At 72.2% G+C, this 22785-nt stretch carries 17 protein-coding genes; 10 read left to right on the top strand and 7 right to left on the bottom strand.

Going from position 1 to position 22785, the window contains the following annotated elements:
* Nucleotides 1-220: 220 nt before the first annotated feature.
* Nucleotides 221-562 carry a hypothetical protein gene (locus ACFXGA_RS08255; protein ID WP_378085487.1) on the bottom strand — a complete coding sequence of 114 codons (342 nt, stop codon included), beginning with the start codon at nucleotides 560-562 and terminating at the stop codon, nucleotides 221-223.
* Nucleotides 563-596: 34 nt separating this feature from the next.
* Here ACFXGA_RS08255 and ACFXGA_RS08260 point away from each other — a divergent pair, with 34 nt between their 5' ends.
* Both ACFXGA_RS08260 and ACFXGA_RS08265 read left to right on the top strand, forming a co-directional pair.
* Nucleotides 597-1805 carry a Shedu immune nuclease family protein gene (locus ACFXGA_RS08260; protein ID WP_378085489.1) on the top strand — a complete coding sequence of 403 codons (1209 nt, stop codon included), beginning with the start codon at nucleotides 597-599 and terminating at the stop codon, nucleotides 1803-1805.
* Between the two features lie 158 nt (nucleotides 1806-1963).
* Entirely contained in the window at nucleotides 1964-2902 is a 939-nt protein-coding gene (locus ACFXGA_RS08265; protein ID WP_378085491.1) for a nucleoside hydrolase, read from the top strand.
* Here ACFXGA_RS08265 and ACFXGA_RS08270 read toward each other — a convergent pair.
* Genes ACFXGA_RS08270 through ACFXGA_RS08285 form a run of 4 tightly spaced genes read right to left on the bottom strand, consistent with a single transcriptional unit; the run spans nucleotide 2899 to nucleotide 6585 of the window.
* On the bottom strand, nucleotides 2899-4050 hold the full coding sequence (locus ACFXGA_RS08270) for a class I SAM-dependent methyltransferase (RefSeq protein ID WP_378085493.1): 1152 nt from the start codon (nucleotides 4048-4050) through the stop codon (nucleotides 2899-2901). The genes ACFXGA_RS08265 and ACFXGA_RS08270 overlap by 4 nt on opposite strands.
* Entirely contained in the window at nucleotides 4050-5003 is a 954-nt protein-coding gene (locus ACFXGA_RS08275; RefSeq protein WP_378085495.1) for a class I SAM-dependent methyltransferase, read from the bottom strand. Before ACFXGA_RS08275 ends, ACFXGA_RS08270 begins: the two co-directional genes overlap by 1 nt.
* A complete protein-coding gene (locus tag ACFXGA_RS08280) occupies nucleotides 4993-5772 on the bottom strand; it encodes an enoyl-CoA hydratase/isomerase family protein (RefSeq protein WP_378085497.1) in 780 nt (259 codons plus the stop codon). The genes ACFXGA_RS08275 and ACFXGA_RS08280 overlap by 11 nt, the downstream gene beginning before the upstream one ends.
* A 36-nt stretch (nucleotides 5773-5808) precedes the next feature.
* On the bottom strand, nucleotides 5809-6585 hold the full coding sequence (locus ACFXGA_RS08285) for an ABC transporter ATP-binding protein (protein ID WP_378085555.1): 777 nt from the start codon (nucleotides 6583-6585) through the stop codon (nucleotides 5809-5811).
* A gap of 175 nt (nucleotides 6586-6760) precedes the next feature.
* Between ACFXGA_RS08285 and glgX the strand changes: the two genes are divergently transcribed.
* From glgX to ACFXGA_RS08305, 4 genes are all read left to right on the top strand, one after another.
* Entirely contained in the window at nucleotides 6761-8869 is a 2109-nt protein-coding gene (gene glgX, locus ACFXGA_RS08290; RefSeq protein WP_378085499.1) for a glycogen debranching protein GlgX, read from the top strand.
* A gap of 264 nt (nucleotides 8870-9133) precedes the next feature.
* Nucleotides 9134-9712 carry a cysteine dioxygenase gene (locus ACFXGA_RS08295; protein ID WP_378085501.1) on the top strand — a complete coding sequence of 193 codons (579 nt, stop codon included), beginning with the start codon at nucleotides 9134-9136 and terminating at the stop codon, nucleotides 9710-9712.
* Nucleotides 9709-10095: a rhodanese-like domain-containing protein gene (locus ACFXGA_RS08300; protein WP_378085503.1), complete on the top strand. Its 387-nt coding sequence runs from the start codon at nucleotides 9709-9711 to the stop codon at nucleotides 10093-10095. The genes ACFXGA_RS08295 and ACFXGA_RS08300 overlap by 4 nt, the downstream gene beginning before the upstream one ends.
* A 220-nt stretch (nucleotides 10096-10315) precedes the next feature.
* Nucleotides 10316-11437, top strand: coding sequence for a hypothetical protein (locus tag ACFXGA_RS08305; protein WP_378085505.1), 1122 nt, complete (start codon nucleotides 10316-10318; stop codon nucleotides 11435-11437).
* A 107-nt stretch (nucleotides 11438-11544) separates the two neighbouring features.
* On the opposite strand, the gene ACFXGA_RS08310 is transcribed toward ACFXGA_RS08305, so the two are convergent.
* Together ACFXGA_RS08310 and glgP are read right to left on the bottom strand one after the other, a co-directional pair.
* Entirely contained in the window at nucleotides 11545-12054 is a 510-nt protein-coding gene (locus ACFXGA_RS08310) for a hypothetical protein (RefSeq protein ID WP_378085507.1), read from the bottom strand.
* Nucleotides 12055-12195: 141 nt separating this feature from the next.
* On the bottom strand, nucleotides 12196-14766 hold the full coding sequence (gene glgP / locus ACFXGA_RS08315; RefSeq protein WP_378085509.1) for an alpha-glucan family phosphorylase: 2571 nt from the start codon (nucleotides 14764-14766) through the stop codon (nucleotides 12196-12198).
* A 469-nt stretch (nucleotides 14767-15235) separates the two neighbouring features.
* Here glgP and ACFXGA_RS08320 point away from each other — a divergent pair, with 469 nt between their 5' ends.
* The 4 genes from ACFXGA_RS08320 to glgB all read left to right on the top strand — a co-directional run bounded on the left by ACFXGA_RS08320 (nucleotide 15236) and on the right by glgB (nucleotide 22710).
* Nucleotides 15236-17215, top strand: a complete 1980-nt coding sequence (locus ACFXGA_RS08320; RefSeq protein ID WP_378085511.1) for an alpha-1,4-glucan--maltose-1-phosphate maltosyltransferase — start codon at nucleotides 15236-15238, stop codon at nucleotides 17213-17215.
* Nucleotides 17216-17318: 103 nt separating this feature from the next.
* The gene (gene treS, locus ACFXGA_RS08325) at nucleotides 17319-19130 is read left to right on the top strand and encodes a maltose alpha-D-glucosyltransferase (protein WP_378085513.1); all 1812 of its coding nucleotides are present in this window, start codon (nucleotides 17319-17321) and stop codon (nucleotides 19128-19130) included.
* 5 nt (nucleotides 19131-19135) lie between these two features.
* Nucleotides 19136-20476: an aminoglycoside phosphotransferase gene (locus tag ACFXGA_RS08330; RefSeq protein WP_378085515.1), complete on the top strand. Its 1341-nt coding sequence runs from the start codon at nucleotides 19136-19138 to the stop codon at nucleotides 20474-20476.
* Complete coding sequence (gene glgB / locus ACFXGA_RS08335; RefSeq protein WP_378085517.1) at nucleotides 20473-22710, top strand: 1,4-alpha-glucan branching protein GlgB; 2238 nt, start codon at nucleotides 20473-20475, stop codon at nucleotides 22708-22710. The genes ACFXGA_RS08330 and glgB overlap by 4 nt, the downstream gene beginning before the upstream one ends.
* The last annotated feature ends 75 nt before the right edge of the window (nucleotides 22711-22785 follow it).

A 22785-nucleotide genomic window follows, 5' to 3' on the forward strand; every position in this document is an offset into this window, starting at 1 on the left:
CGCCTGTCCCGCCCGTGTTACCGGGGGGTGTCGGCGGGGGGGCGCCCCCCCCCGCGCTGCGGGGGGTGGGTGCGTAGGGGGGCCGGCGCGGGGGCGCGGCCCCCCCCGCGCCACCTCTTCCACACCGGTGCGCCCCACATGCTCGTCACGGACGCACTCTAACCAGCGCACGCCCATCACCCCGACGAACCCGTGCCGACCCCGGCTCAGGGGTGACGTGTCACCAGTCCTGAGTCGCGGCCAGACACGCCTTGAGCCACATCGCTTCGGGGTGGTCCAGGATGAGATCGCCCACCACGGGGACGTCGTCCAGGAACCGGCGGACGTCCGCCGGGAGCTGCTCGTCGGTTCCACCCGCCTTGGGCGGACCGGTCACGAGCTTCGGCTCCCAGTCGAGATCGGAGTGCAGCAGCACGGCGTGGCGCTTCTTCCGCTCACGCACGTAGATCAGCCGCTCGCCGAACTCGTTGACGAAGTAGGACACGTAGTCCTGATCGCCGATGGGATGACCACTCATTGTCGCGAGCAGTCGGCGGACTTCCACTCCAGCGTCAATCGCCACCGCACAACAGTAACAGCGTGCGACACTTGCCCCCATGGGCTACCGATCGGGTTTCACCCTGGTTCGACTGCTCGAAGACACCCGAGAGATGACCCGCTCAGCCGAGGTTCGGGACTGCGTCGACGCGGCACTCCGGTTCATCAACTCCGGGACGGATTCGCGAGGACGCGGCTATCAACGCGGAAAAGACCTGGTCAATCACCTGAAACGCGGATCGCTCGCCGCATCCGGCGCAGGCGAGGACAAGGTGAGCGACCGACTCGCCGATTTCGCGGAGTACGCTGCGGGCGATATTCCCTTGACCCTCTTGGAAACCTGGTACGTGCCCGGAGCACAGCACTGGGGTGAGAACCTCGCGCGCCTGACCCTCGAACAAGGGCTGCGCCGAGCGGTCGAACTCCTCGGGGAATTCCTCAAGGACCGGCCGGACGCGACCGCCGCACAGGCACGCCAATGGCTGCGGAGGCTCACCTCGTCAATGGAGAGGTGGACGATCGGCGAGGACCGGCTCGGCGGTGTCGGACTGCCGAGAGGCAGTGCCGACCACCTGGTCTGGCTCAGCCGGATCCAGCTCGTCCTGACCGATCCGCCCGCCGGAGCAGAGCTGTCCGACCTGTCGCCCGAAGCCCTTGAGGAGATAGCGGGCATGCCCGGTTCGGAGGTGGTCGCCCGCGCGATCCAATGGCGCAGGCGTCGAACGGCGCTGGACCGCTTGCGAGCGGTGGTGGAAGACCCGGGCAGCTCCGAGCGCCGAATCCACGAGGAGCTCAAGGAGCAGACGTGGATTTTCGGCGGCCGCTATGTCGAAGAGCTGGACCGGCGTCGATTCACCACGACCGACGAGGTGGACATCCCGCTCCTGCGCGGAGACGGTTCCCTGCACGTCGTGGAGCTGAAGCGGGCATTCGTGCCCAGGCTGGTGGAGAAACCGCGTTCCCACTGCTCCGTCGGAGCGGACGTGCATGAGGCGATGACACAGGCGGCCAACTACCTGCGGTCTCTGGACGAACAGCGCGCGACGATCCTGGCGGAGCACGGGATCGAGACCAGGCGCGCCTTCGCCACGGTCCTCATCGGGCACCCGGCGTTCGTCACACCGGCATTCGAGCCCGCCGAGGTCGCCGCCGCGTTCCGGAGCTACAACGCCGTGTTGTCCCGGATAGAGGTCCTCACCTACCAGGACCTCATCGACGCCGCGGAACGGACGTTGGCCTTGGACCAGGACGACATCGTCGCGGGATGACGGACGGATTACCAGGTCCGTCCACCTTCGCCTGCCGCCGACGTTCCGACGCCGACGCGGTGCGACGTGGGTCGACACGACCGGGACATCACGAGGGGACCTCCGGGTGTGGCGGCACTCCAACCGCCCGCCGGGCGGAGCCCGTGCCACAGTGACGTGTGACGACTCCCCTGATCATCGACACCGACCCCGGTGTGGACGACGCCTTCGCCCTCGCGCTCGCCGCGGCCAGCCCCGAGGTGGAGCTGATCGGCGTGACCACGGTCTTCGGCAACGTCTCGCTGGAGAACACCACGCGCAACGCCCTGCGCCTGCTCGCGCTCCTGGGCCGCGAGGACGTGCCGGTCGGCATGGGCGCGGCGCGGCCGCTGGTCCACCCCCACCCGCACCTGTCCAGTGCCCACGGCTCGGACGGCCTCTCCGGCTACGCCGACACGCTCCCCGAGCCCACCCGCGGCCCGGACGCGCGGGACGCCGTCACCCTCCTGCGCGACCTGCTCGACCAGGCCGACCGGCCCGTCACGATCGTCCCCATCGGCCCGCTGACCAACATCGCGCTGCTGCTCGCCGCGCACCCCGGCCTCAAGCCGAAGATCGGCCGGCTCGTCGTCATGGGCGGCGGGGTGAACGGCGGCAACGTCACCGCCACCGCCGAGTTCAACGTGTGGAGCGACCCCGAGGCGGCCCGCCGCGTGCTGGTCGAGGAGGACGTGCCGACCACGCTCGTCCCCATGGACCTCACCCGCCGGTGCGCGGTGAGCAGCCAGTGGCTCGCCGACCTCGCCCGGACCTCGCCCGCGGCCGCGGCGCTCGTCGGCCTCACGCCCGACTACCTGGCGACCTACCGGCGGTTCCTCGGCTGGGACGGCATGGCGGTGCACGACGCGGTCGCGGTCGCCGAGGCCGTCCGCCCCGGCCTGCTCACCGCCACGGGCTTCCCGGTGGACGTCGACTGCTCGTTCGGGCCGAACCGGGGCGCGCTCGTGGTGGACCAGCGGCTGGAGGTGGACGCGCCGAAGACCCTCGACATCACCCTGGACGCCGACCTCGACGGGCTGCGCGGGTTCCTGTTCGAGCGGCTGGCGAAGCTCGGCTAGGTGCGCTCGGCGTGCGCGAGCAGGTAGACGGGACGGCGGCCGACGCGGGTCAGCGCCACCGTGGCCTCGGCCGACCCGGACAGCTTCAGCCTCGGCCGCAGCGCGTTCGGGTCCACGTCGAGCCCGCGCACCAGGATCTCCACCCGGCCCACGTCGTGCGCCCGCAGCACGGACCGCAACGCCTTCTCGCTGTAGTGCCCGTGCTCCACCACCCGGAACGCGCGCACGCCCGGCGGCGGCGTCGGGCCGGTCAGGTAGGCGATCCGCTCGTCGAGCTGGGCCAGCCCGTGCCGGGCCGCGTAGTGCCGCACCAGCCCGGCGCGCACCACCGCGCCGTCGGGGTCGACCAGCCACGCGTCCGGCTCGCTCACGCCGCAGTCGTCCGGCTCGGCGGAGGTGATCGTCCAGCCCGGACCGTCGGACCGCAGCACGCTCGCCCGCCGCGACACGCCGGGCGTGGCCAGACCCCGCGTCCACAGGCACGCCTCGCGCACCTGCCCGTCCAGCGACACCAGCTCGACCTCGTCCGCCCACGGCGCGACCGCGAAGTCCACGCCCGGCGCGCACTTCACCGCCAGGTCCCGGTCCGCGTAGGTCGCGGCCAGCTCGTCCAGCGGCGGCGCGAAGTCCGACGGGCGCCACGTCCGCCGCCCGCTCGCGTCCCGCCGGGCCGGGTCGGCCAGCACCGCCGTGCCGCGCGACACCGGGCGCAACGCGTCCGCGCGCACCAGGGGCACCGCGTCACCCAGGTTGTGCCGGGCCATGGCCAGCCGCACGGGGTCGAGGTCGGAGCCGACCGAACCGGCCGGCAACGCGGCCAGGTCCGCCCCGATCGAGCACGTCACGTCGTGCGCCACCCGCCCGGCGAACCGGCGCGCCCGGTGCACGGCCACCGGGTGGGCGGTGGCCTGCTGCAACGCGTCGGAGGTGAACAGCCCGTCCGGGAACGCGACCTTGGCCGCCTTGCGGCGCAGCAGCACCGTCTCCAGCACGGCGGCGAAGTGGTCCGGCGCGACCCGCTTGGCCCGCGTCACGTCCGCCAACCGCGACGCGGGCGTCAGCGGCAGGTCGGCCAGCGCCGACAACGCGGCGCGCCCGGCGTCCGAACGCAGGTACGCCACGTCGTCGAGGCTGAACGCGTAGGCCACTAGACCGGCTTGCGGCCCGTCACGGAGACGTTGTAGAACACCTCGCGCGGCAGCACCTTGGCCAGCACGTTCTCGTCCACCCAGGACAGCCGCTGCCAGGTGCGGTAGGCGAACATCGCCCACCCGAAGCCCAGCTTCTCCCGCGGCACGGCGGCCTCGAACGTGCGCACCGGCCAGCCGAACAACGCCGCCGACAGCTCCTCGGTCACCGCCCGCACGTCCACCGCGCCCGCGCCGCGCGCCGTCCGCTCCAGCTCGGACGGGTCGAACGTGTGCAGGTCCACCACCGCTTCCAGCGCCGCCGCCCGCGAGGACTCGTCCAGCTCGGCCTGGGGCCGGCGCCAGCCGTTGAGCGGGCCCAGCCTGGTCACGTTCGTGGTCAGCCACCACGTGAGCTGCCCGAGCTTGCGGGCGTAGAAGTTGCCGATGTTCGTCGGGTCGCCCGCGAACACGAACTTGCCGCCCGGCTTGAGCACCCGCAGCACCTCGCGCATCGCGGCGGGCACGTCCGGGATGTGGTGCAGCACCGCGTGCCCCACGACCAGGTCGAACGTGTCGTCGTCGTACGGGATGCGCTCGGCGTCGGCGACCCGGCCGTCCACCGGCAGGCCGAGCTGCCCGGCGTTGCGCAGCGCCACCTCGACCATGCCCGGCGACAGGTCCGTGACCGAGCCGCGCTCGATCACGTCGCCCTGCATCAGGTTGAGCAGGAAGAACCCGGTGCCGCAGCCCAGCTCCAACGCGTGCCCGTACGGCCCGACCTCGCCCGCGACCGCCCGGAACCGGTCCTTGGCGTAGGTGATGCAGCGCTCGTCGTAGGAGATCGACCACTTCTCGTCGTACGTGCCCGCTTCCCAGTCGTGGTAGAGCACGTTCGCGAGCTTGGGGTCGGCGTAGGCCGCCTGGACCTGCTCCGCCGTGGCGTGCGGGTTGGGCTTGGGATCAACGGCCACTGAACTTCGCCTTCCCCGGGCCGTTCTCGATGAACGACGCCATGCCGGTCTTCTGGTCCTCGGTGGCGAACATCGCGGCGAAGAGCTGGCTCTCCAGCTTCAACCCGCTGCCCAGGTCGGTGTCCAGCCCGCCGTCGATCGCGGCCTTCGCGGCGGCGTAGGCGCGCACCGGGCCGTTGACGAACTGCCCGGCCCACCGCCTGGCCGCCTCGAACACGTCGTCCGGGGCCACGACCTCGTCCACCATGCCGATCCGCAGCGCCTCCTCGGCGCCGACGAACCGGCCGGTGTAGATCAGGTCCTTGGCCCGCGACGGGCCGATCAGCCGCGGCAGGCGCTGCGTGCCGCCCATGCCGGGGATGACGCCGAGCAGGATCTCCGGCTGGCCGACCTTGGCGTTGTCGCCCGCGACGCGCCGGTCCGCGCACAGCGCCAACTCGAAGCCGCCGCCCAGGGCGTACCCCGTGATGGCCGCCACGGTCGGCTTCGGGATCTCCTCCACCGCGCGCAGCGCCGAGGTGAACGCGCCCGCGCGGGCCGCCATGTCGGCGTACGACAGCTCGGCCATCTCCTTGATGTCCGCGCCCGCCGCGAACACCTTCGGCCCGCCGTACACGATGACCGAGTAGACGTCGGCCCGGTCGGCCGCCTCCAGCGCGGCGGCCCGGATCTCCTCCTGGACCTGCCGGTTGAGCGCGTTCATCGGCGGGCGGTCCAGCCGGATGGTGCCGATCCCGTCCTCGACTTCGAGCCTCACGAACTCAGCCACGGGTCCTCCTCGACCTCCGTCGGTGCGCCTCGCAGGTTACCCCTCGGTAGTTTTGCGGCGGGCGAAGTACCTGTCACCCGACCGCTGCAACTCCAACGGCTGGTCGAACGTCTTCGACAGGTTCTCCTCGGTCAGCACGTCGTCCAGCAGGCCCTGCGCCACGACGCCGCCGTCACGCAGCAGCAGCGCGTGCGTGAACCCCGGCGGGATCTCCTCCACGTGGTGCGTGACCAGCACCGTCGCCGGCGCGTCCGGGTCCATCGCCAGCTCGGAGAGCCGGGCCACCAGGTCCTCGCGCCCGCCCAGGTCCAGGCCCGCGGCGGGCTCGTCCAGCAGCAGCATCTCGGGGTCGGTCATCAGCGCGCGGGCGATCAGCGTGCGCTTGCGCTCGCCCTCGGACAACGTGCCGTACGTGCGGTCGGCCAGGTGCTCGATGCCCATCGACGCCAGCAGCTCCCGGGCCCGGCCGGTGTCGAGCTGGTCGTACTCCTCGCGCCACCGGCCCAGCACCGCGTACCCGGCGCTGACGACCAGGTCGACGACCTTCTCGTCACCCGGGATCCGGCCGCTCAGCGCCGCCGAGCACAACCCGATGCGCGGCCGCAGCTCGAACACGTCGGTCTTGCCGATCCGCTCGCCGAGCAGGTGCAACCTGCCCTTGGTCGGGTGCAGCTCGGCGCTCGCCAGCCGGAGCAGCGTGGTCTTGCCCGCCCCGTTGGGGCCGAGCACGACCCAGCGCTCGTCCAGCTCCACGCTCCAGTCGACGTCGCCGACCAGCGTGGTCTTGCCCCGTCGAACCGAAACACCCTGCATGTGGATGACCAGATCTTCGTTTTCCACGCCTGCCCTCGCCCCGTCGATGCACCGCCGTCGCCATTGTTCTGCAAACCCCTCCGCCCCCGGTCCGGTGGGGGGAGGTACGCGAACCACGCAGTGGCGTGGCGCGCTCATGCCCACACCGTCGGTGTCTGCTGGAAAGATCGGGGGCATGGCTGCCGACTCGATCCTGCTCGCGGGCCGACCGTTCCCCCTCGGGGCGCACCCCGAGGCCGGAGGCGTGCGCTTCGCCGTCTCGGCGCCGCCCGCGCACGCCGTGGAGGTGTGCCTGATCAGCGAAGACGGCTCCGAGGAGCGCGTCGAGCTGACCGAACGCACGTTCGGCGTGTGGCACGGGCTCATCTCCGGCGTGACCCCCGGCCAGCGGTACGGCTACCGGGTGCACGGGCCGTACGACCCCTCGCGGGGCCTGCGGTGCAACCCGGCGAAGCTCCTGGTCGACCCGTATGCGAGGAGGATCACGGGCGCGCTCGCCGACCTGGACGCGGCGCTGGGCTACGTGGACGACCCCATGCTCGGCGGCCCCTCCACCGTCGACTCGCTGGGCAGCGTGCCGCTGTCCGTGGTCACGTCGCCCGGCGGGCCGGACACCGGGGTGAAGCCCGAGGTCCCGTTCGAGGAGGCCGTGATCTACGAGCTGCACGTGCGCGGCTTCACCAAGCAGCACCCGGCCGTGCCCCCGCACCAGCGCGGCACCTACCTGGGGCTCGCCCACCCGGCCGTGCTGGAGCATCTGACGCGGCTCGGCGTGACGTCGGTGGAGCTGCTGCCCGTGCACGCGTTCGTGGACGAGCCGTCGCTGATCCGCGACGGCAGGCGCAACTACTGGGGCTACTCGCCGCTGAGCTACTTCGCGCCGCACCCCGCCTACGCCAGCGAGCCCGGCCGGGAGGTCGAGGAGTTCCGCACGATGGTGGCCGCGCTGCACTCGGCGAACATCGAAGTGATCATCGACGTGGTCTACAACCACACCTGCGAGGGCGGCCCGGAGGGGCCGACGCTGTCCTACCGCGGCTTCGACGCCCCCGGCTACTACCTGCACATCGAGGGCGGCGGCACGTTCGACATCACCGGCTGCGGCAACACCACCGAGGCCGGGTCGCCGCAGTTCGTGCGGCTGGTGACGGACTCGCTGCGGTACTGGGCGACCGAGATGGGCGTGGACGGCTTCCGGTTCGACCTGGCCTCCACCCTGGGCCGGCCGGGCGGCGGGCGGTTCGACCGGGCGTCGGCGATGCTGACCGCGATCACCCAGGACCCGGTGCTGTCGCGGTGCAAGCTGATCGCCGAGCCGTGGGACGCCACCGGCGACGGCTACCGGGTCGGCGACTTCGGCGTCCAGTGGGCCGAGTGGAACGGCCGGTACCGCGACACCGTGCGCGACTACTGGCGCGGCATGACCAGCGTGCGCGACCTGGCCTACCGGCTGTCGGGGTCGTCCGACCTGTACGCCGACGACCTGCGGCGGCCGTGGCAGTCGGTCAACTTCGTCACCGCGCACGACGGGTTCACGCTGCGCGACCTCGTGTCGTACAACGAGAAGCACAACCTGGCCAACGGCGAGGACAACCGCGACGGCACCAACGACAACCGGTCGTGGAACTGCGGCGTCGAGGGCGAGACGGACGACGCGGCGGTGCTGGCGCTGCGGGCCCGGCAGGCGCGCAACCTGTTCGCCACGCTGATGCTCTCGACCGGCACGCCGATGCTGACCGCGGGCGACGAGCTGTGGCGCACGCAGGGCGGCAACAACAACGCGTACTGCCTGGACGACGAGACGTCGTGGGTGGACTGGAAGCTCGGCGACGACGGGGAGTCGATGCTGGCGTTCGCCCGGCGGGTGATCGCGTTGCGCGCGGCGTCGCCCGCGTTGCGCCAGCCGCAGTTCTTCGACGGCCGCACCACCGCGTCCGGCGCGCCCGACCTGGTGTGGTTCCGCTCGGACGGCGAGGAGATGGCCGAGACCGACTGGTTCGACGACGGCCGGCGGTTCCTGGGCATGTGGATCGACGGGTCGAACAGCCTGTCGCGCTCCCGGGACGGCGAGCGGGTGTCCGACGACTCGTGGCTGCTGCTCGTGCACGCCGGCGCGGACCCGGTCGAGGTGACGCTGCCGGGGCCGGAGTACGGCGCGCGGTACGAGCCGGTGATCGACTCGACCACCGCCGACGGCGCGCCCGCGCGGCCGGGGAACCTGGCGGCCGGGGCGGCGCTCGTGCTCCAGGGCCGGTCGCTCCTGCTGCTGCGGGTGCCGCGCTGACGGGGTGCCACTGCGTCGGTCACCGACGCAATCCTGCCTGGTGAGAGGGCTGCGCACCGGCCGGCGTTCCGTGGCACGATGCCGGCGTGGGCCGTCCGCTGCTGACCTGGTGCGACCGCACGATCGACCTCCTGCTGGTGGCGTCGTGCGGGTGTAGCGGGACGCGACGCGGCCGTTAGGCGGGCAGCACGCCCGTCCCCGAGGACGCCGCGTCGCGTCTTGATCGCTACCCCGCCCGACCCGTAGCCATCAGGAGCGACCATCGTGACCGCCACGATCGCGCGCGCCGACCTGCACCCGAAGCTGGACGTGCGGTTGCTGCGCGACATCATCCACCCGGACCGCGAGCTGTGGACGCCGCGCGAGCTGCGCGAGCTGACCTCCACCGTCGCGTCCGAGCTGACCACCCCGCTGCTGGAGATCCTCGAGTTCGACCCCGAGCGCCGCTGGTGGGCGCGGCTGGGGCTGACCGAGGGCGTGGAGCTGTGGCTGCTGAGCTGGCTGCCCGGCCAGGGCACCGAGCCGCACGACCACGGCGGCGCGGCGGGCTCGTTCACCGTGCTGACCGGCGAGCTGGCCGAGGACTACCGCTACCCCGGCGGGCCGATCCGCAGCGCGGCGCGGCCGGTCGGCAGCGCCCTCGGGTTCGGCGCGGGGCGCGCGCACCAGGTGCGCAACGTCGGCACGGTCGGCGCGGCGAGCGTGCACGCCTACTCGCCGCCGCTCGTGCCGACCCGCGAGTACCCGAGCCTGGCGGACATCCCGCCGGAGATCCCGCCGTTGCCCGCCCTGCGGCTGCCGTTGGAGCAGCTGCGCGTTCTGGCCGACCAGGAGGGCCCGTGAGTGCCGAGGAGTTGCTGGAGGAAGCGCGCCGGGAGCTGACCCGCGTCGAGCCGCACGAGCTGGCCGGGTTGTCCGACGCGCTGGTGGTGGACATCCGGCCGCACCACAACCGGGCGGCGGAGGGCGAGATCCCCGGCTCGATCCCGGTGGAGCGGATCGTGCTGGAGTGGCGGCTGGACCCGGAGGGCGAGCACCGGATCCCCGGCTTCACCGCCGACACCACCGTGGTGGTGCTGTGCAACGAGGGTTACGCGTCCAGCCTGGCGGCCCGCGACCTCCAGCGCGTCGGCCTGCCCAAGGCGACGGACCTGGTGGGCGGCTTCCGCGCCTACGCCGCCGCCGGCCTCCCCGTCCGCCCCGGCGCCACCCAAGCCGTCACCTAACCCGCGTGTCCTACCTCCAGAACGCGTGAGTCCAACGTTGGGAACGCGTGAGTCCAACGCTCAGGTATGCCGAATTCAACGTTCAGAACTCCGCACCGGCACGTGGCGGACGTCCTGAGTGTTGAACTCGGGGTACCTGAACGTAGGACACTCGCGTTCTGGACGTAGGACACTCGCGTTTTGGAGGTAGGACACGCGCGGGGAACCGGGGAGGCGAGGGGTGCGTCTCTCAGGCGTGTGGAAAGTGCTGACCGGGGTCGTGCTGGTCGCCCTGGTGGTGTGGCGGCCGAGTGCGGCGGCGTTCGGCGGGGCGGCGGTCGGGACGTGGGTGGTCCTCCTGGGGCTCCAGGTCGGGTTGCTGGTCGGTGCGCTGCTGTTCCGGGTGCGGGTGCCGCTGGTGGTGATCGGCGTCGGCGGCGAGGTGCGCACGTGGACGCGCCCCCACCTGCGGGTGGTGTGGCGGGTGGCGCCGCTGCTGATGTCGGTCGGCCTCACGTCGATCAAGGCCCCGGCCCGCCGCCGGCTGTGGCTGACCGGCCTGACGTCGGCGGTGCTGGCGGCGGCGGTGGTCGGGGTGGCCTGGCTGGGCGCGGACCGGCCGTTCTGGCGGGGTTTCGCGATCGCCGGCACGGCGGTGCTGGTCAACGGCCTGTGGCCACGCCGCGGCGCGGGCACCACGTCACCCGGCTGGTTCCTGTTCGCGCTGCCCCGGGTCACCGGCCGCACGGCGGCGGAGTTCGACGCGACGCCGCTGGTCAACCAGGTGACCGACGCGCTGGAGGCCGGTGACCTGGACCGGGCCGAGGCGCTCGCCGACGAACTGGTGGCCCGCCACCCCGGGCTGCTCGTCGCGATCGGCGCGCGGGTCGCCGTGCTGACCCTGCGCACCCGGTACGCCGAAGCCCTGCACGTGGTCAGCGGCCTGATGGGACGCACCGACCTGGAACCGCGCGACATGGCGTTCGTGCTGGCGGAGATGGCCAGTTCCACCGCCAACGCCGTCGAGGGCGGCCAACTGCCGGCGGAGGTCGGCGTGCCCGCCGCCAAACGGGCCGTGGACGGCGCGATGCGGTTCGGCTACCCCCGCCACCGCTGCACGGGCACGCTCGCCCAGCTCGCCCTGCTGGAGGACGACCACGCCACCGCCCTCACGCTCGCCCGGCAGGCCCGCGCCAGCGCCGAGGGCGCGCTGTCCCGGGCCGACGCCCTGGCCACGATCGCCCGCGCGCAGATGGCCGCCGGCGACAACGCGGCGGCCCGCGCGACGTTGGTCGAGGCGCGGGAACTGGCCGGCTGGATGCCCCGGGTCGCGGAGACCACCGCCCGCCTCTCCATCACCTGAGCCGGAGGAGCCCCGCGATCACCCGGGCCGGGCGAACCCGGTGAACGCCCGATCCGGACGCGTGTCCGGAACACCCGGAAATCCGAGCCGCGCGAATCCCGCCGTGGTCACGCGGGCGGTTTCGGGAACGTCGGCATGCCTTCGGCCGGCGCCGGCAGGCCGCAGTTCGCCACCACGTCGCCGATGGCCTTGGTCCAGCCCTGCGCCTCGGTGCGCAGCTTCCCCGCGTCCGGCGGCACCGCGCCCGGCACGACCTTGCTCAACACGCTGAACGAGCCCGCGAACGCCGCCATCGAGTGCGACAGGCACAGCTCCGGCCCCCGGTACCCGTCCGCCGAGGCCGGCGCGCTCACCGGCGGCCTGGGCAGGCACTTCGCCGCCGTCATGCCCATCAGCAGCACGATCACGTCGCCCATCGGCGCGGCCGCCTTGTCCGGCGTGGGCGGGTTCGCGGCCAGCGGTTCGACCACCTTCTTCACGCCGTCCGCGAGCTGGACGACCAACCCGGCGCACGCGGCCGGGGGTTCCGCCTCCTGCCGCTGCGCCGACGCGGCCGGGATCACGGCCACCGCCAGCGCCACGGCGAGCACCGAGCCGACTGTCACGAGTTTCCTCACGCCGAAAGCGTAAGCGCGTCGGAACAGTCCCGACATCGGAGCGAATGAATTCACCCGACCGAACAAATCGAGTGCGAAAGTGTGAAGAAATTCCGATCAGATGACCGCCGGTCACGCCGACGGTCATCTGATCGTGGGGATTCAGCCCGCCAACACGACCCGGCCGAGTTCGGCCGGCGACGCGAGCAGGTCGTGCCTCGGCAGCACGCGCACCGTGTAGCCGACCGCGCCCGCGTGCGGCAGCGGCACCTCGATCTCGTAGTTGCCGTTGCCCGCGTACCGCATGCCGTGGGTCACCACGTCGTACAGCTCGTCGGAGTCGCCGACCCGGCCCAGCGCCACCTGCACGTCCACTTCGGACGGCTCTAGCCCGGCCAGCTCGATCCGCGCCCGCACGCCGACCGGCGCGCCGAGCCGCGGCGTGGCCGACCCGTTCAGCGACATCTCCGAGTCCAGCACCCGCACCCGCGTCCACGACGCCCGCAGCCGCTGCCGGTACGCGGCCAGCTCCTTCGCACCGCGGAACCCGTCGCCGACCACGGACGCGGCCGACGCCGCCGCGGGCGCGTACAGCTCCTCCACGTACTCGCGCACCATCCGCGACGCCTGCACCGCCGGGCCGAGCGAGGCCAGCGTGTGCCGCACCATGGCGAGCCAGCGCGTCGGCACGCCGTCCTCGCCGCGGTCGTAGAACAGCGGCGCGACCTGGTTGCCGAGCAGGTCGTACAGCGCGGCGGCCTCCAGGTCGTCGCGCCGGGTGGGGTCGGTGACGCCGTCGGCGGTCGGGATGGCCCAGCCGTTGCTGCCGTCGTACAGCTCGTCCCACCAGCCGTCGCGGATCGACAGGTTCAGCCCGCCGTTGAGCGCCGACTTCATGCCGGACGTGCCGCACGCCTCCAGCGGCCGCATCGGGTTGTTCAGCCACACGTCGCAGCCCCAGTACAGGTACCGGGCCATGGACATGTCGTAGTCGGGCAGGAACACGATCCGGTGCCGCACGCCCGCGTCGTCGGCGAACCGCACGATCTGCTGGATCAACGCCTTGCCGCCGTCGTCGGCCGGGTGCGACTTGCCCGCGACGACGAGCTGCACCGGACGCTCCGGGTGCAGCAGCAGGTGGCGCAGCCGGTCGGCGTCGCGCAGCATCAGCGTCAGCCGCTTGTAGGTCGGCACGCGGCGGGCGAAGCCGACGGTGAGCACGTCCGGGTCGAACACCGAGTCGGTCCAGCCCAGCTCCAACGCCGACGCGCCGCGCTGCAACCACGACGCGCGGGTGCGGCGGCGGACCTCGGCCACGAGCTTGGCGCGCAGGTCGTTGCGCAGCTCCCACAGCCGCTCGTCGGTCACCGGCTCGAACCCGGGCGCGCCCACGCCGGAGTCCTCCGGGTCGCCCACCAGGCGGCTCATCTCGGTCGCCGCCCACGTCGGGCCGTGCACGCCGTTGGTGACCGAGCCGATCGGCACCTCGGACGCGTCGAACCCGGGCCACAGGCCGCGGAACATGTCCCGGCTGACCGTGCCGTGCAGTTTGGACACGCCGTTCGCGCGCTGCGCGAGCCGCAGGCCCATGTGGGCCATGTTGAACAGCCCGGGGTTCTCCTCCGCGCCGAGGGCGAGGACGCGCTGGGTGTTCACGCCCGGCAGGAGCTGCTCGGAGCCGAAGTAGTGCTGCACCAGGTCGACCGGGAACCGGTCGATGCCCGCGGGCACCGGCGTGTGGGTGGTGAACACCGTGCCCGCGCGGACCGCCGCGAGCGCCTGGTCGAAGTCCAGGCCCTCGCCGGTGACCAGCTCGCGCACGCGTTCCAGGCCGAGGAAGCCCGCGTGGCCCTCGTTGGTGTGGAACACCTCGGGCGCGGCGTGCCCGGTCAGGTCGCAGTACGTGCGCACGGCGCGCACGCCGCCGACCCCGGCCAGGATCTCCTGCCGGATGCGGTGGTCCTGGTCGCCGCCGTAGAGGCGGTCGGTGACGCCGCGCAGGTCCTCGTCGTTCTGCTCCACGTCGGAGTCGAGCAGCAGCAGCGGGATGCGGCCGACCTGGGCCTTCCACACCTTCGCCCGCAGCACCCGGTCGCCGGGCATGGCGACGTGCACCAGGATCGGCGCGCCGGACGGCTCGGTGAGCAGCTCCAGCGGCAGGCCGCGCGGGTCCAGCACCGGGTAGTGCTCGATCTGCCAGCCGTCCAGGCTCAGCGCCTGGCGGAAGTAGCCCGAGCGGTAGAGCAGGCCGACCGCGATCAGCGGGACGCCGAGGTCGGACGCGGCCTTGAGGTGGTCGCCCGCCAGCACGCCGAGGCCGCCGGAGTAGTTCGGCAGCGCCTCCGTGACGCCGAACTCCATGGAGAAGTAGGCGATGGCGTTGGGCAGGGGCTTGGCGTCGAAGTCGCCGCGCTCGCGGCGCTGCGCGATCTCGTCCTGGCGGCGCTGGAACCAGCGCGGCCCGGTGGTGTAGCGGTGCAGGTCGTCGGCCAGGGCGTGGACGCGGGCGAGGAACCCCTCGTCGCGGGCGAGCTCCTCGAGCCGTTCGGGGACGACCACGGACAGCACGCGCAACGGGTCGCCGCTCCCGGCCCACAGCTCGGGGTCGATCGACGCGAACAGGTCCTGGGTGGGCTGGTGCCACGTCCAGCGCAGGTTCGTGGCGAGGGTGCCCAGGGCCGCCAGCGGCTCGGGCAGGCTGGCTCGGACGGTGAACCGGCGAAGTGCTCGCATGGCGTCGGACCTTATCCCCCATCCAGCGGTGCGGGACAACGGTCACCCGAACCGATGCAGGGACCGATACAGCCTCACCAGCGGGAACGCGGTGCCGCAAGTTATTTCACCCACACCGCGCAAGCGTTGACGGCCCCGTGGGACCCCGTCGCGCCGTTACGCCGAACGGCCGCCGCGGCGCTCGTCCGGCCCGCGCGCCGGGCCGCCGCCCCCGCGACACGCCGCCGACGTGATCAACCACACCATCGTGTGACGGGTGGTCGCCCGATCGGTGCCGGCGCGGCACGTGTATGCGGGTGATCAGCAGCTGGGAATCTGGTCTTCCATCGCGAGACGGAGCGACCGCCAAGTGTGCAATCCAATCAGAAGGGGTAGGAAAAGCGGGTACGGGTCCCGGCGAAGGCGCGGCCGATCGCTGCGGGCAGACTTGACCGTGCACGCGTCACACCAGGTGAGAGGGGCGCTGCCGATGAGCGGGCGACTCGGGATCGACGACGTCTCCCCGAGCGTGAGCGGAGGTCGCTACCCGGCCAAGGCCGTGGTGGGCGAGCACGTTCCGGTCGAGGCCACGGTGTGGCGCGAGGGCCACGACGCCGTGGCGGCCACGGTGACGTGGCGGGGACCGAACGACCGGGTCGCGAGACAAACGCGCATGGTCCCGCTGGGCGTCGGCCTGGACCGCTGGACCGCCACGATCGTGCCCGACGCGGAGGGCTCCTGGACGTTCCGGGTGGACGCCTGGAGCGACCCGTGGTCCACCTGGCTGCACGCCGTCGAGGTCAAGATCGCCGCCGGCCAGGGCGCGGCGGAGCTGGAGAACGACCTGGAGACCGGCGCGCGCCTGCTCGACCGCGTGGGCCGCCGGCCGGACCGCCGCCGGGAGAAGCCGCTCCTGGCCAACGCGGCGAGCGCGCTGCGCGACGAGCACCGCCCGCTGGCCGAGCGGGTCGCCCCCGCGCTGGCCGACGACGTCCGCCGGGTCATGCACGAGCACCCGGTCCGCGAGCTGGTCACCAAGGGCAAGTCGCACAAGGTGTGGGTCGACCGCAAGCGCGCCGCCTTCGGGTCGTGGTACGAGTTCTTCCCCCGCAGCACGGGCGGTGTGGACGAGTCCGGCGTCCCGGTGCACGGCACGTTCGTCACCGCCGCCAAGGAGCTGGACCGCATCGCGGCCATGGGCTTCGACGTCGCCTACCTGCCGCCCATCCACCCGATCGGCCGGGTGAACCGCAAGGGCCCGAACAACTCGCTCACCGCCACCGAGGACGACCCCGGCTCCACCTGGGCCATCGGCGCGGACGAGGGCGGGCACGACGCGATCCACCCCCAGCTGGGCACGATCGAGGACTTCGACGCGTTCGTGGCCCGCGCCCGCGAGCTGAACATCGAGGTGGCGCTCGACCTGGCCCTCCAGTGCGCCCCCGACCACCCCTGGGTGCTGAAGAACCCCGAGTGGTTCACCACCCGCCCCGACGGCTCCATCGCGTACGCGGAGAACCCGCCGAAGAAGTACCAGGACATCTACCCGGTCAACTTCGACAACGACCCGCAGGGCATCTACAACGAGGTGCTGCGCGTCGTGCTGCACTGGGTGGACCACGGGGTGCGCATCTTCCGGGTCGACAACCCGCACACCAAGCCGCCGGACTTCTGGGCGTGGCTGATCTGGGCGGTCAAGGACCGCCACCCGGACGTGCTGTTCCTGTCCGAGGCGTTCACCCGCCCGGCCCGCCTGTACGGCCTGGCCAAGCTCGGCTTCACGCAGAGCTACACCTACTTCACCTGGCGCACGACCAAGGAGGAGCTGACCGAGTTCGGCGTCGAACTGGTCGAGCACTGGGACGAAGCGCGGCCCAACCTGTTCGTCAACACCCCCGACATCCTGCACGAGTCGCTGCAGCACGGCGGTCCGGGCATGTTCGCGCTGCGCGCGGCGCTGGCGGCGACGATGGCGCCGACCTGGGGTGTGTACTCGGGCTACGAGCTGTTCGAGCACGAGGCCGTCCGGCCGGGCAGCGAGGAGTACCTGAACTCGGAGAAGTACCAGCTCCGCCCCCGCGACTACGCGGCGGCGGTGGCCGAGGGACGGTCGCTGGAACCGTGGTTGCGCAAGCTGAACGCGATCCGCCGGGCGCACCCGGCGTTGCAGCAGATGCGAACACTCCGGTTCCACCACGTCGACAACCCGGCGTTGATCGCGTACTCGAAGCAGGACCCGGGCACCGGCGACACGGTCGTCGTCGTGGTCAACCTGGATCCGCACAACGCGCAGGACGGCACCGTCTGGCTGGACCTGCCCGCGCTCGGCGTCGACTGGCACGAGCGGCTGATCGCGCACGACGAGGTGTCCGGGGAGACCTGGGACTGGGGTCAGGCCAACTACGTCCGCCTGGAACCCTGGCGCGCCCCGGCGCACATCGTGGGCGTGCAGCGCAGGTTCGGCAGCTAGCGACAACCCAACCCGGTCCCCTTTACCGAGTCCCCGTGCCCGCCGAAGAGCACGAGGGACGATCGAACGCACCCCCAATGAGGTGGGACGAGGTGGAGCACACATGCAAGAAGAGGCCCGACCCGACGCCGCGCTGGTAGGTCTGGAGCACGTGCCGCACACCGGCGAGGCCATCGGCGCGGACGGCCTGCTGGTCGAACCGCAGGCCGAGGACTTCCGGTCGGCCAAGCTCGTGCCGCGCGACCCGAGCTGGTTCAAGGGCGCGGTGTTCTACGAGGTGCTGGTGCGCGCGTTCAGCGACTCCAACGGCGACGGCACCGGCGACCTGCGGGGCCTCGCGTCCCGGTTGGACTACCTGGAGTGGCTGGGCGTCGACTGCCTGTGGCTGCCGCCGTTCTACGCCTCGCCGCTGCGCGACGGCGGCTACGACATCTCCGACTTCCGCGCGGTGCTGCCGGAGTTCGGCTCGGTCGAGGACTTCGTGTACCTGCTGGACGAGGCGCACCGCCGGGGCATCCGGGTGATCACCGACCTGGTGCTCAACCACACCAGCGACGCCCACCCCTGGTTCCAGCAGTCCCGGACGGACCCGGACGGCCCGTACGGCGACTTCTACGTGTGGAGCGACGACGACCAGCGCTACGCGGACGCGCGGATCATCTTCGTCGACACCGAGTCGTCGAACTGGACCTACGACCCGGTGCGCGGGCAGTTCTACTGGCACCGGTTCTTCTCCCACCAGCCCGACCTGAACTACGAGAACCCGCACGTCCAGGAGGCCATGCTGGACACCCTGCGGTTCTGGCTCGACCTGGGCATCGACGGGTTCCGGCTCGACGCCGTGCCGTACCTGTTCGAGCAGGAGGGCACCAACTGCGAGAACCTGCCGCGCACGCACGACTTCCTCAAGCGCTGCCGCAAGGTCGTGGACGACGAGTACCCCGGCCGGGTGCTGCTCGCGGAGGCCAACCAGTGGCCGTCGGACGTGGTCGAGTACTTCGGCAACCCCGAGGTCGGCGGCGACGAGTGCCACATGGCGTTCCACTTCCCGCTGATGCCGCGCATCTTCATGTCCGTGCGGCGGGAGTCGCGGTTCCCGATCTCGGAGATCCTGGCGCAGACGCCGCAGATCCCGGACGGCTGCCAGTGGGGCATCTTCCTGCGCAACCACGACGAGTTGACGCTGGAGATGGTCACCGACGAAGAGCGCGACTACATGTACGCGGAGTACGCCAAGGACCCGCGGATGAAGGCGAACATCGGCATCAGACGGCGCCTGGCCCCGCTGCTGGAGAACGACCGCAACCAGCAGGAGCTGTTCACCGCGATGCTGCTGTCCCTGCCCGGCTCGCCGGTCCTGTACTACGGCGACGAGATCGGCATGGGCGACAACATCTGGCTCGGCGACCGCGACGCGGTGCGCACGCCGATGCAGTGGACCCCGGACCGCAACGCGGGGTTCTCCAGCTGCGACCCCGGCCGGATCTACCTGCCGGTGATCATGGACCCGGTGTACGGCTACCAGGGGCTCAACGTCGAGGCCCAGCTGAACAACCAGTCGTCGCTGCTGCACTGGACCCGGCGGATGATCGAGGTGCGCAAGCAGCACCACGCCTTCGCCGAGGGCGACTTCACCGACCTGGGCGGGTCGAACCCGAGCGTGCTGGCCTACCGGCGGCGGTGGCGGCGGCCCGACGGCCACGAGGACGTCGTGCTGTGCGTGAACAACCTGTCGCGGTTCCCGCAGCCGGTCGAGCTGGACCTGTCCGAGCACCGCGGCAGCAGGCCCATGGAGCTGACCGGCGGCGTGGTCTTCCCGACCGTGGGCGACCTGCCGTACCTGCTGACCCTGCCCGGTCACGGCTTCTACTGGTTCCAGCTCGTGGAAGCCGACGACGACAGCGAGCCGAGGTGACCGACGTGACCGAACCGCACGACCTGGTGGACAAGGTGATGGCCGAGCTGCCCGGGTGGCTGCCCGCGCAGCGGTGGTTCGGCGGGAAGGACCGCCCGGTCACGTCCATCCGCCCGCTGCGCACGACGGTGCTGCGGACCGGGGAGCCGGTGCTGGTGCACCTCGTGGTGGAGGTGGAGCAGCCGGACCGGCGCGAGCCGTACCAGCTGCTGGTCACCGACCACCTGGACAGCTACGACGCGACCCAGGTGCCGGAGCTGACCGGCGTGCTGCTCGACCTGATCGCCGAGGGCGCCGAGGTGGACGGGCTGAGGTTCGCCCACGAGCCGGGTGTGGAGCTGCAGACCGGCCTGCGCGGCCGGCCGATCGGCGCCGAGCAGTCCAACACCTCGATCGTGTTCGGCAGCCAGTACATCCTCAAGCTGTTCCGCAAGCTGACCTACGGCGAGAACCCGGACCTGGTGCTGCACCGGGCGTTGCGCCAGGTGGGCTGCGAGCACATCGCCCAGCCGCTCGGCTCGATCACCGGCAGGCTGGACGGGCAGACCACCACGGTGGGCATGCTCCAGCAGTTCATGCCGGACGCGGTGGACGGCTGGGCGATGGCCACCACGAGCGTCCGCGACCTGATGGCCGAGGCCGACCTGCACGCCGACGAGGTGGGCGGCGACTTCGCGGGCGAGGCGCAGCGCCTCGGGCAGGCCGTGGCCACCGTGCACGCGGACCTGGAGCGCGCGCTGGGCACGGAGCACGCGGGGGCCGACGACATCGACCGGACCGTGCGGGCGATGGTCGCGCGGCTGGACGAGGTGGCCGGCGCCGTCCCGGACCTGCGGCCGTACGTGCCCGCGTTGCGGGAGGCGTTCGAGCAGGCCAGGAACACCCCGGGCACGACGGTCGTGCAGAACATCCACGGCGACCTGCACCTCGGCCAGGTGCTGCGGACCGTGCAGGGCTGGCTGCTGATCGACTTCGAGGGCGAGCCGGGTTCGCCGATCGCCGAGCGGACGGCGCTGCGCTCCCCGCTGCGGGACGTGGCCGGGATGCTGCGGTCGTTCGACTACGCGGCGCACCAGCTCCTGGTCGGCCAGCCGGAGGACCACCAGCTCGCGGTGCGGGCGCTGGAGTGGGCGCGGCGCAACCGCGCGGCGTTCACCGAGGGCTACGCGGAGGCGGCGTCGGAGTCGGTCGGCGACCCGCGCGGCCTGGGCTACCTGCTGCGGGCGTTCGAGCTGGACAAGGCCGTGTACGAGGTCGCGTACGAGCACGCGAACCGGCCGGAGTGGTTGACGGTCCCGTTGTCGTCGATCGCGCGGATCACTGGAGAGGGAGCGGTGCAGTCATGATCTCGCCCGAGGACGTCGACCGGCTGCTGGCCGGGGCGCACCACGACCCGCACTCGGTGCTGGGCGTGCACCACGTCGCCGAGGGCGTGGTCGCGCGGGCGTTGCGGCCGGGCGCGACCGCGGTGGCGGTGCTGGCCGGTGACAAGCGGTTCGACCTGGACCGCGTCACCGACGGGCTGTTCGAGGGCGAGCTGCCCGAGCACCCCGGCGACTACCGGCTGGAGGTCGAGTACGGCGACAACGTGGTCGAGGTGGACGACCCGTACCGGTGGCTGCCCACCGTCGGCGAGCTGGACCTGCACCTCATCGGCGAGGGGCGGCACGAGCGGCTGTGGGACGTGCTGGGCGCGCGGGTGCGCAGCTACGACACGCCCAACGGCACCGTCTCCGGCGTGTCCTTCGCGGTGTGGGCGCCGACGGCCCGCGGCGTGCGGGTGTGCGGCGACTTCGACGGCTGGGACGGGCGGGCGAACCCGATGAGGTCGCTCGGGTCGTCCGGCGTGTGGGAGATCTTCATCCCCGGCGTCCCCGAGGGCACCCGGTACAAGTACCGGATCCTGGGCCGGGACGGCGGGTGGCACGAGAAGGCCGACCCGATGGCGTTCGCCACCGAGACGCCGCCCCAGACGGCGTCGGTGGTCACCCGGTCCACCCACCGGTGGGGCGACGCCGAGTGGGAGGCCAGGCGCGACGCCACGCAGTGGGTCAACGCGCCGATGAGCGTGTACGAGGTGCACCTGGGCTCGTGGAAGCCCGGCCTGGGGTACCGGGAGCTGGCCTCGGAGCTGGCCGACTACGTGGTGAGCGCCGGGTTCACGCACGTGGAGCTGATGCCGGTGGCCGAGCACCCGTTCGGCGGGTCGTGGGGCTACCAGGTCACGTCGTACTACGCGCCGACGTCGAGGTTCGGCTCGCCGGACGACTTCCGGCACTTCGTGGACACGCTGCACCAGCGCGGCATCGGCGTGATCATGGACTGGGTGCCCGCCCACTTCCCGCGCGACTCGTGGGCGCTGGCCCGGTTCGACGGCAGCCCGCTGTACGAGCACGGCGACCCGCGCCGGGGCGAGCACCCGGACTGGGGCACGCTGGTGTTCGACTTCGGGCGCAACGAGGTGCGCAACTTCCTGGTGGCCAACGCCCTGTACTGGATCGAGGAGTTCCACATCGACGGCCTGCGGGTCGACGCGGTGGCCTCGATGCTCTACCTGGACTACTCGCGCCAGGAGGGGCAGTGGCTGCCCAACCAGTACGGCGGCCGGGAGAACCTGGACGCGGTTCGGTTCCTCCAGGAGCTGAACGCGACCGTCTACAAGCGCCACCCCGGCGTGGTGATGGTGGCGGAGGAGTCGACGGCGTGGCCGGGCGTGACGCGGCCGACGCACCTGGGCGGCCTCGGGTTCGGGTTCAAGTGGAACATGGGGTGGATGCACGACACGCTGCACTACCTGTCCCGCGAGCCCGTGCACCGGTCGTTCCACCACAACGAGATCACGTTCTCGCTGGTGTACGCGTGGAGCGAGAACTTCGTGCTGCCGCTGTCGCACGACGAGGTCGTGCACGGCAAGGGGTCGCTGTGGCAGCGGATGCCCGGCGACGACTGGAACAAGGCCGCGGGGCTGCGGTCGCTGCTGGCGTTCATGTGGGCGCACCCCGGCAAGCAGCTGCTGTTCATGGGCGGCGAGTTCGGGCAGCGGGAGGAGTGGTCGGAAGGCCGGTCGCTGGACTGGCACCTGCTGGAGTCGCCGCTGCACAGCGGCCTGCACCGGCTGATCTCGGACCTGAACCGGGTCTACCGGTCGACGCCCGCCCTCTACAGCGTGGACGACCGGCCCGAGGGCTTCTCGTGGATCGACGCGAACGACTCGGCGGGCAACGTGCTGAGCTTCCTGCGGATCGGCGAGGACGGCTCGGTGCTCGCGTGCGTGGCGAACTTCGCCGGCATGCCGCACCACGACTACCGCGTCGGCCTGCCGGTGGCGGGACGGTGGCGCGAGGTCGTGAACACGGACTCGGAGGTCTACGGCGGGTCCGGGGTCGGCAACCTCGGCGCGGTGGAGGCGGAGGAGCACCCGTGGCACGGCCGGCCGGCCTCGGCGGTGCTCCAGCTCCCGCCCGCGGGCGTGCTCTGGCTGACCCCGGACACCCCCGCGCCCGGGGCCGAGGTGACCGCGGCGGACACCGCGGCGGTGGCGGACGTGCCGCCGGACCGGACGGCGCTGGACAACGCCTGACCGCCCGGGGGGGGGGGGCGGCGGGGGGGGGGGGGCCCCCCCCCCGCCGCCGCGGGCGGCGCGCCCGCGCGCCGC

Origin of the sequence: Actinosynnema sp. NPDC059335 (genome assembly GCF_042752395.1) — a bacterium.
Taxonomy (GTDB): Bacteria; Actinomycetota; Actinomycetes; order Mycobacteriales; family Pseudonocardiaceae; genus Actinosynnema.

Bases quoted from the DNA above. Each gene is read 5' to 3' on its own strand.
- ACFXGA_RS08260 (WP_378085489.1), top strand. From the start codon at position 597: ATGGGCTACCGATCGGGTTTCACCCTGGTTCGACTGCTCGAAGACACC.
- ACFXGA_RS08285 (WP_378085555.1), bottom strand. From the start codon at position 6,585: ATGCAGGGTGTTTCGGTTCGACGGGGCAAGACCACGCTGGTCGGCGAC.
- glgX (WP_378085499.1), top strand. From the start codon at position 6,761: ATGGCTGCCGACTCGATCCTGCTCGCGGGCCGACCGTTCCCCCTCGGG.
- glgP (WP_378085509.1), bottom strand. From the start codon at position 14,766: ATGCGAGCACTTCGCCGGTTCACCGTCCGAGCCAGCCTGCCCGAGCCG.
- ACFXGA_RS08320 (WP_378085511.1), top strand. From the start codon at position 15,236: ATGAGCGGGCGACTCGGGATCGACGACGTCTCCCCGAGCGTGAGCGGA.
- treS (WP_378085513.1), top strand. From the start codon at position 17,319: ATGCAAGAAGAGGCCCGACCCGACGCCGCGCTGGTAGGTCTGGAGCAC.
- glgB (WP_378085517.1), top strand. From the start codon at position 20,473: ATGATCTCGCCCGAGGACGTCGACCGGCTGCTGGCCGGGGCGCACCAC.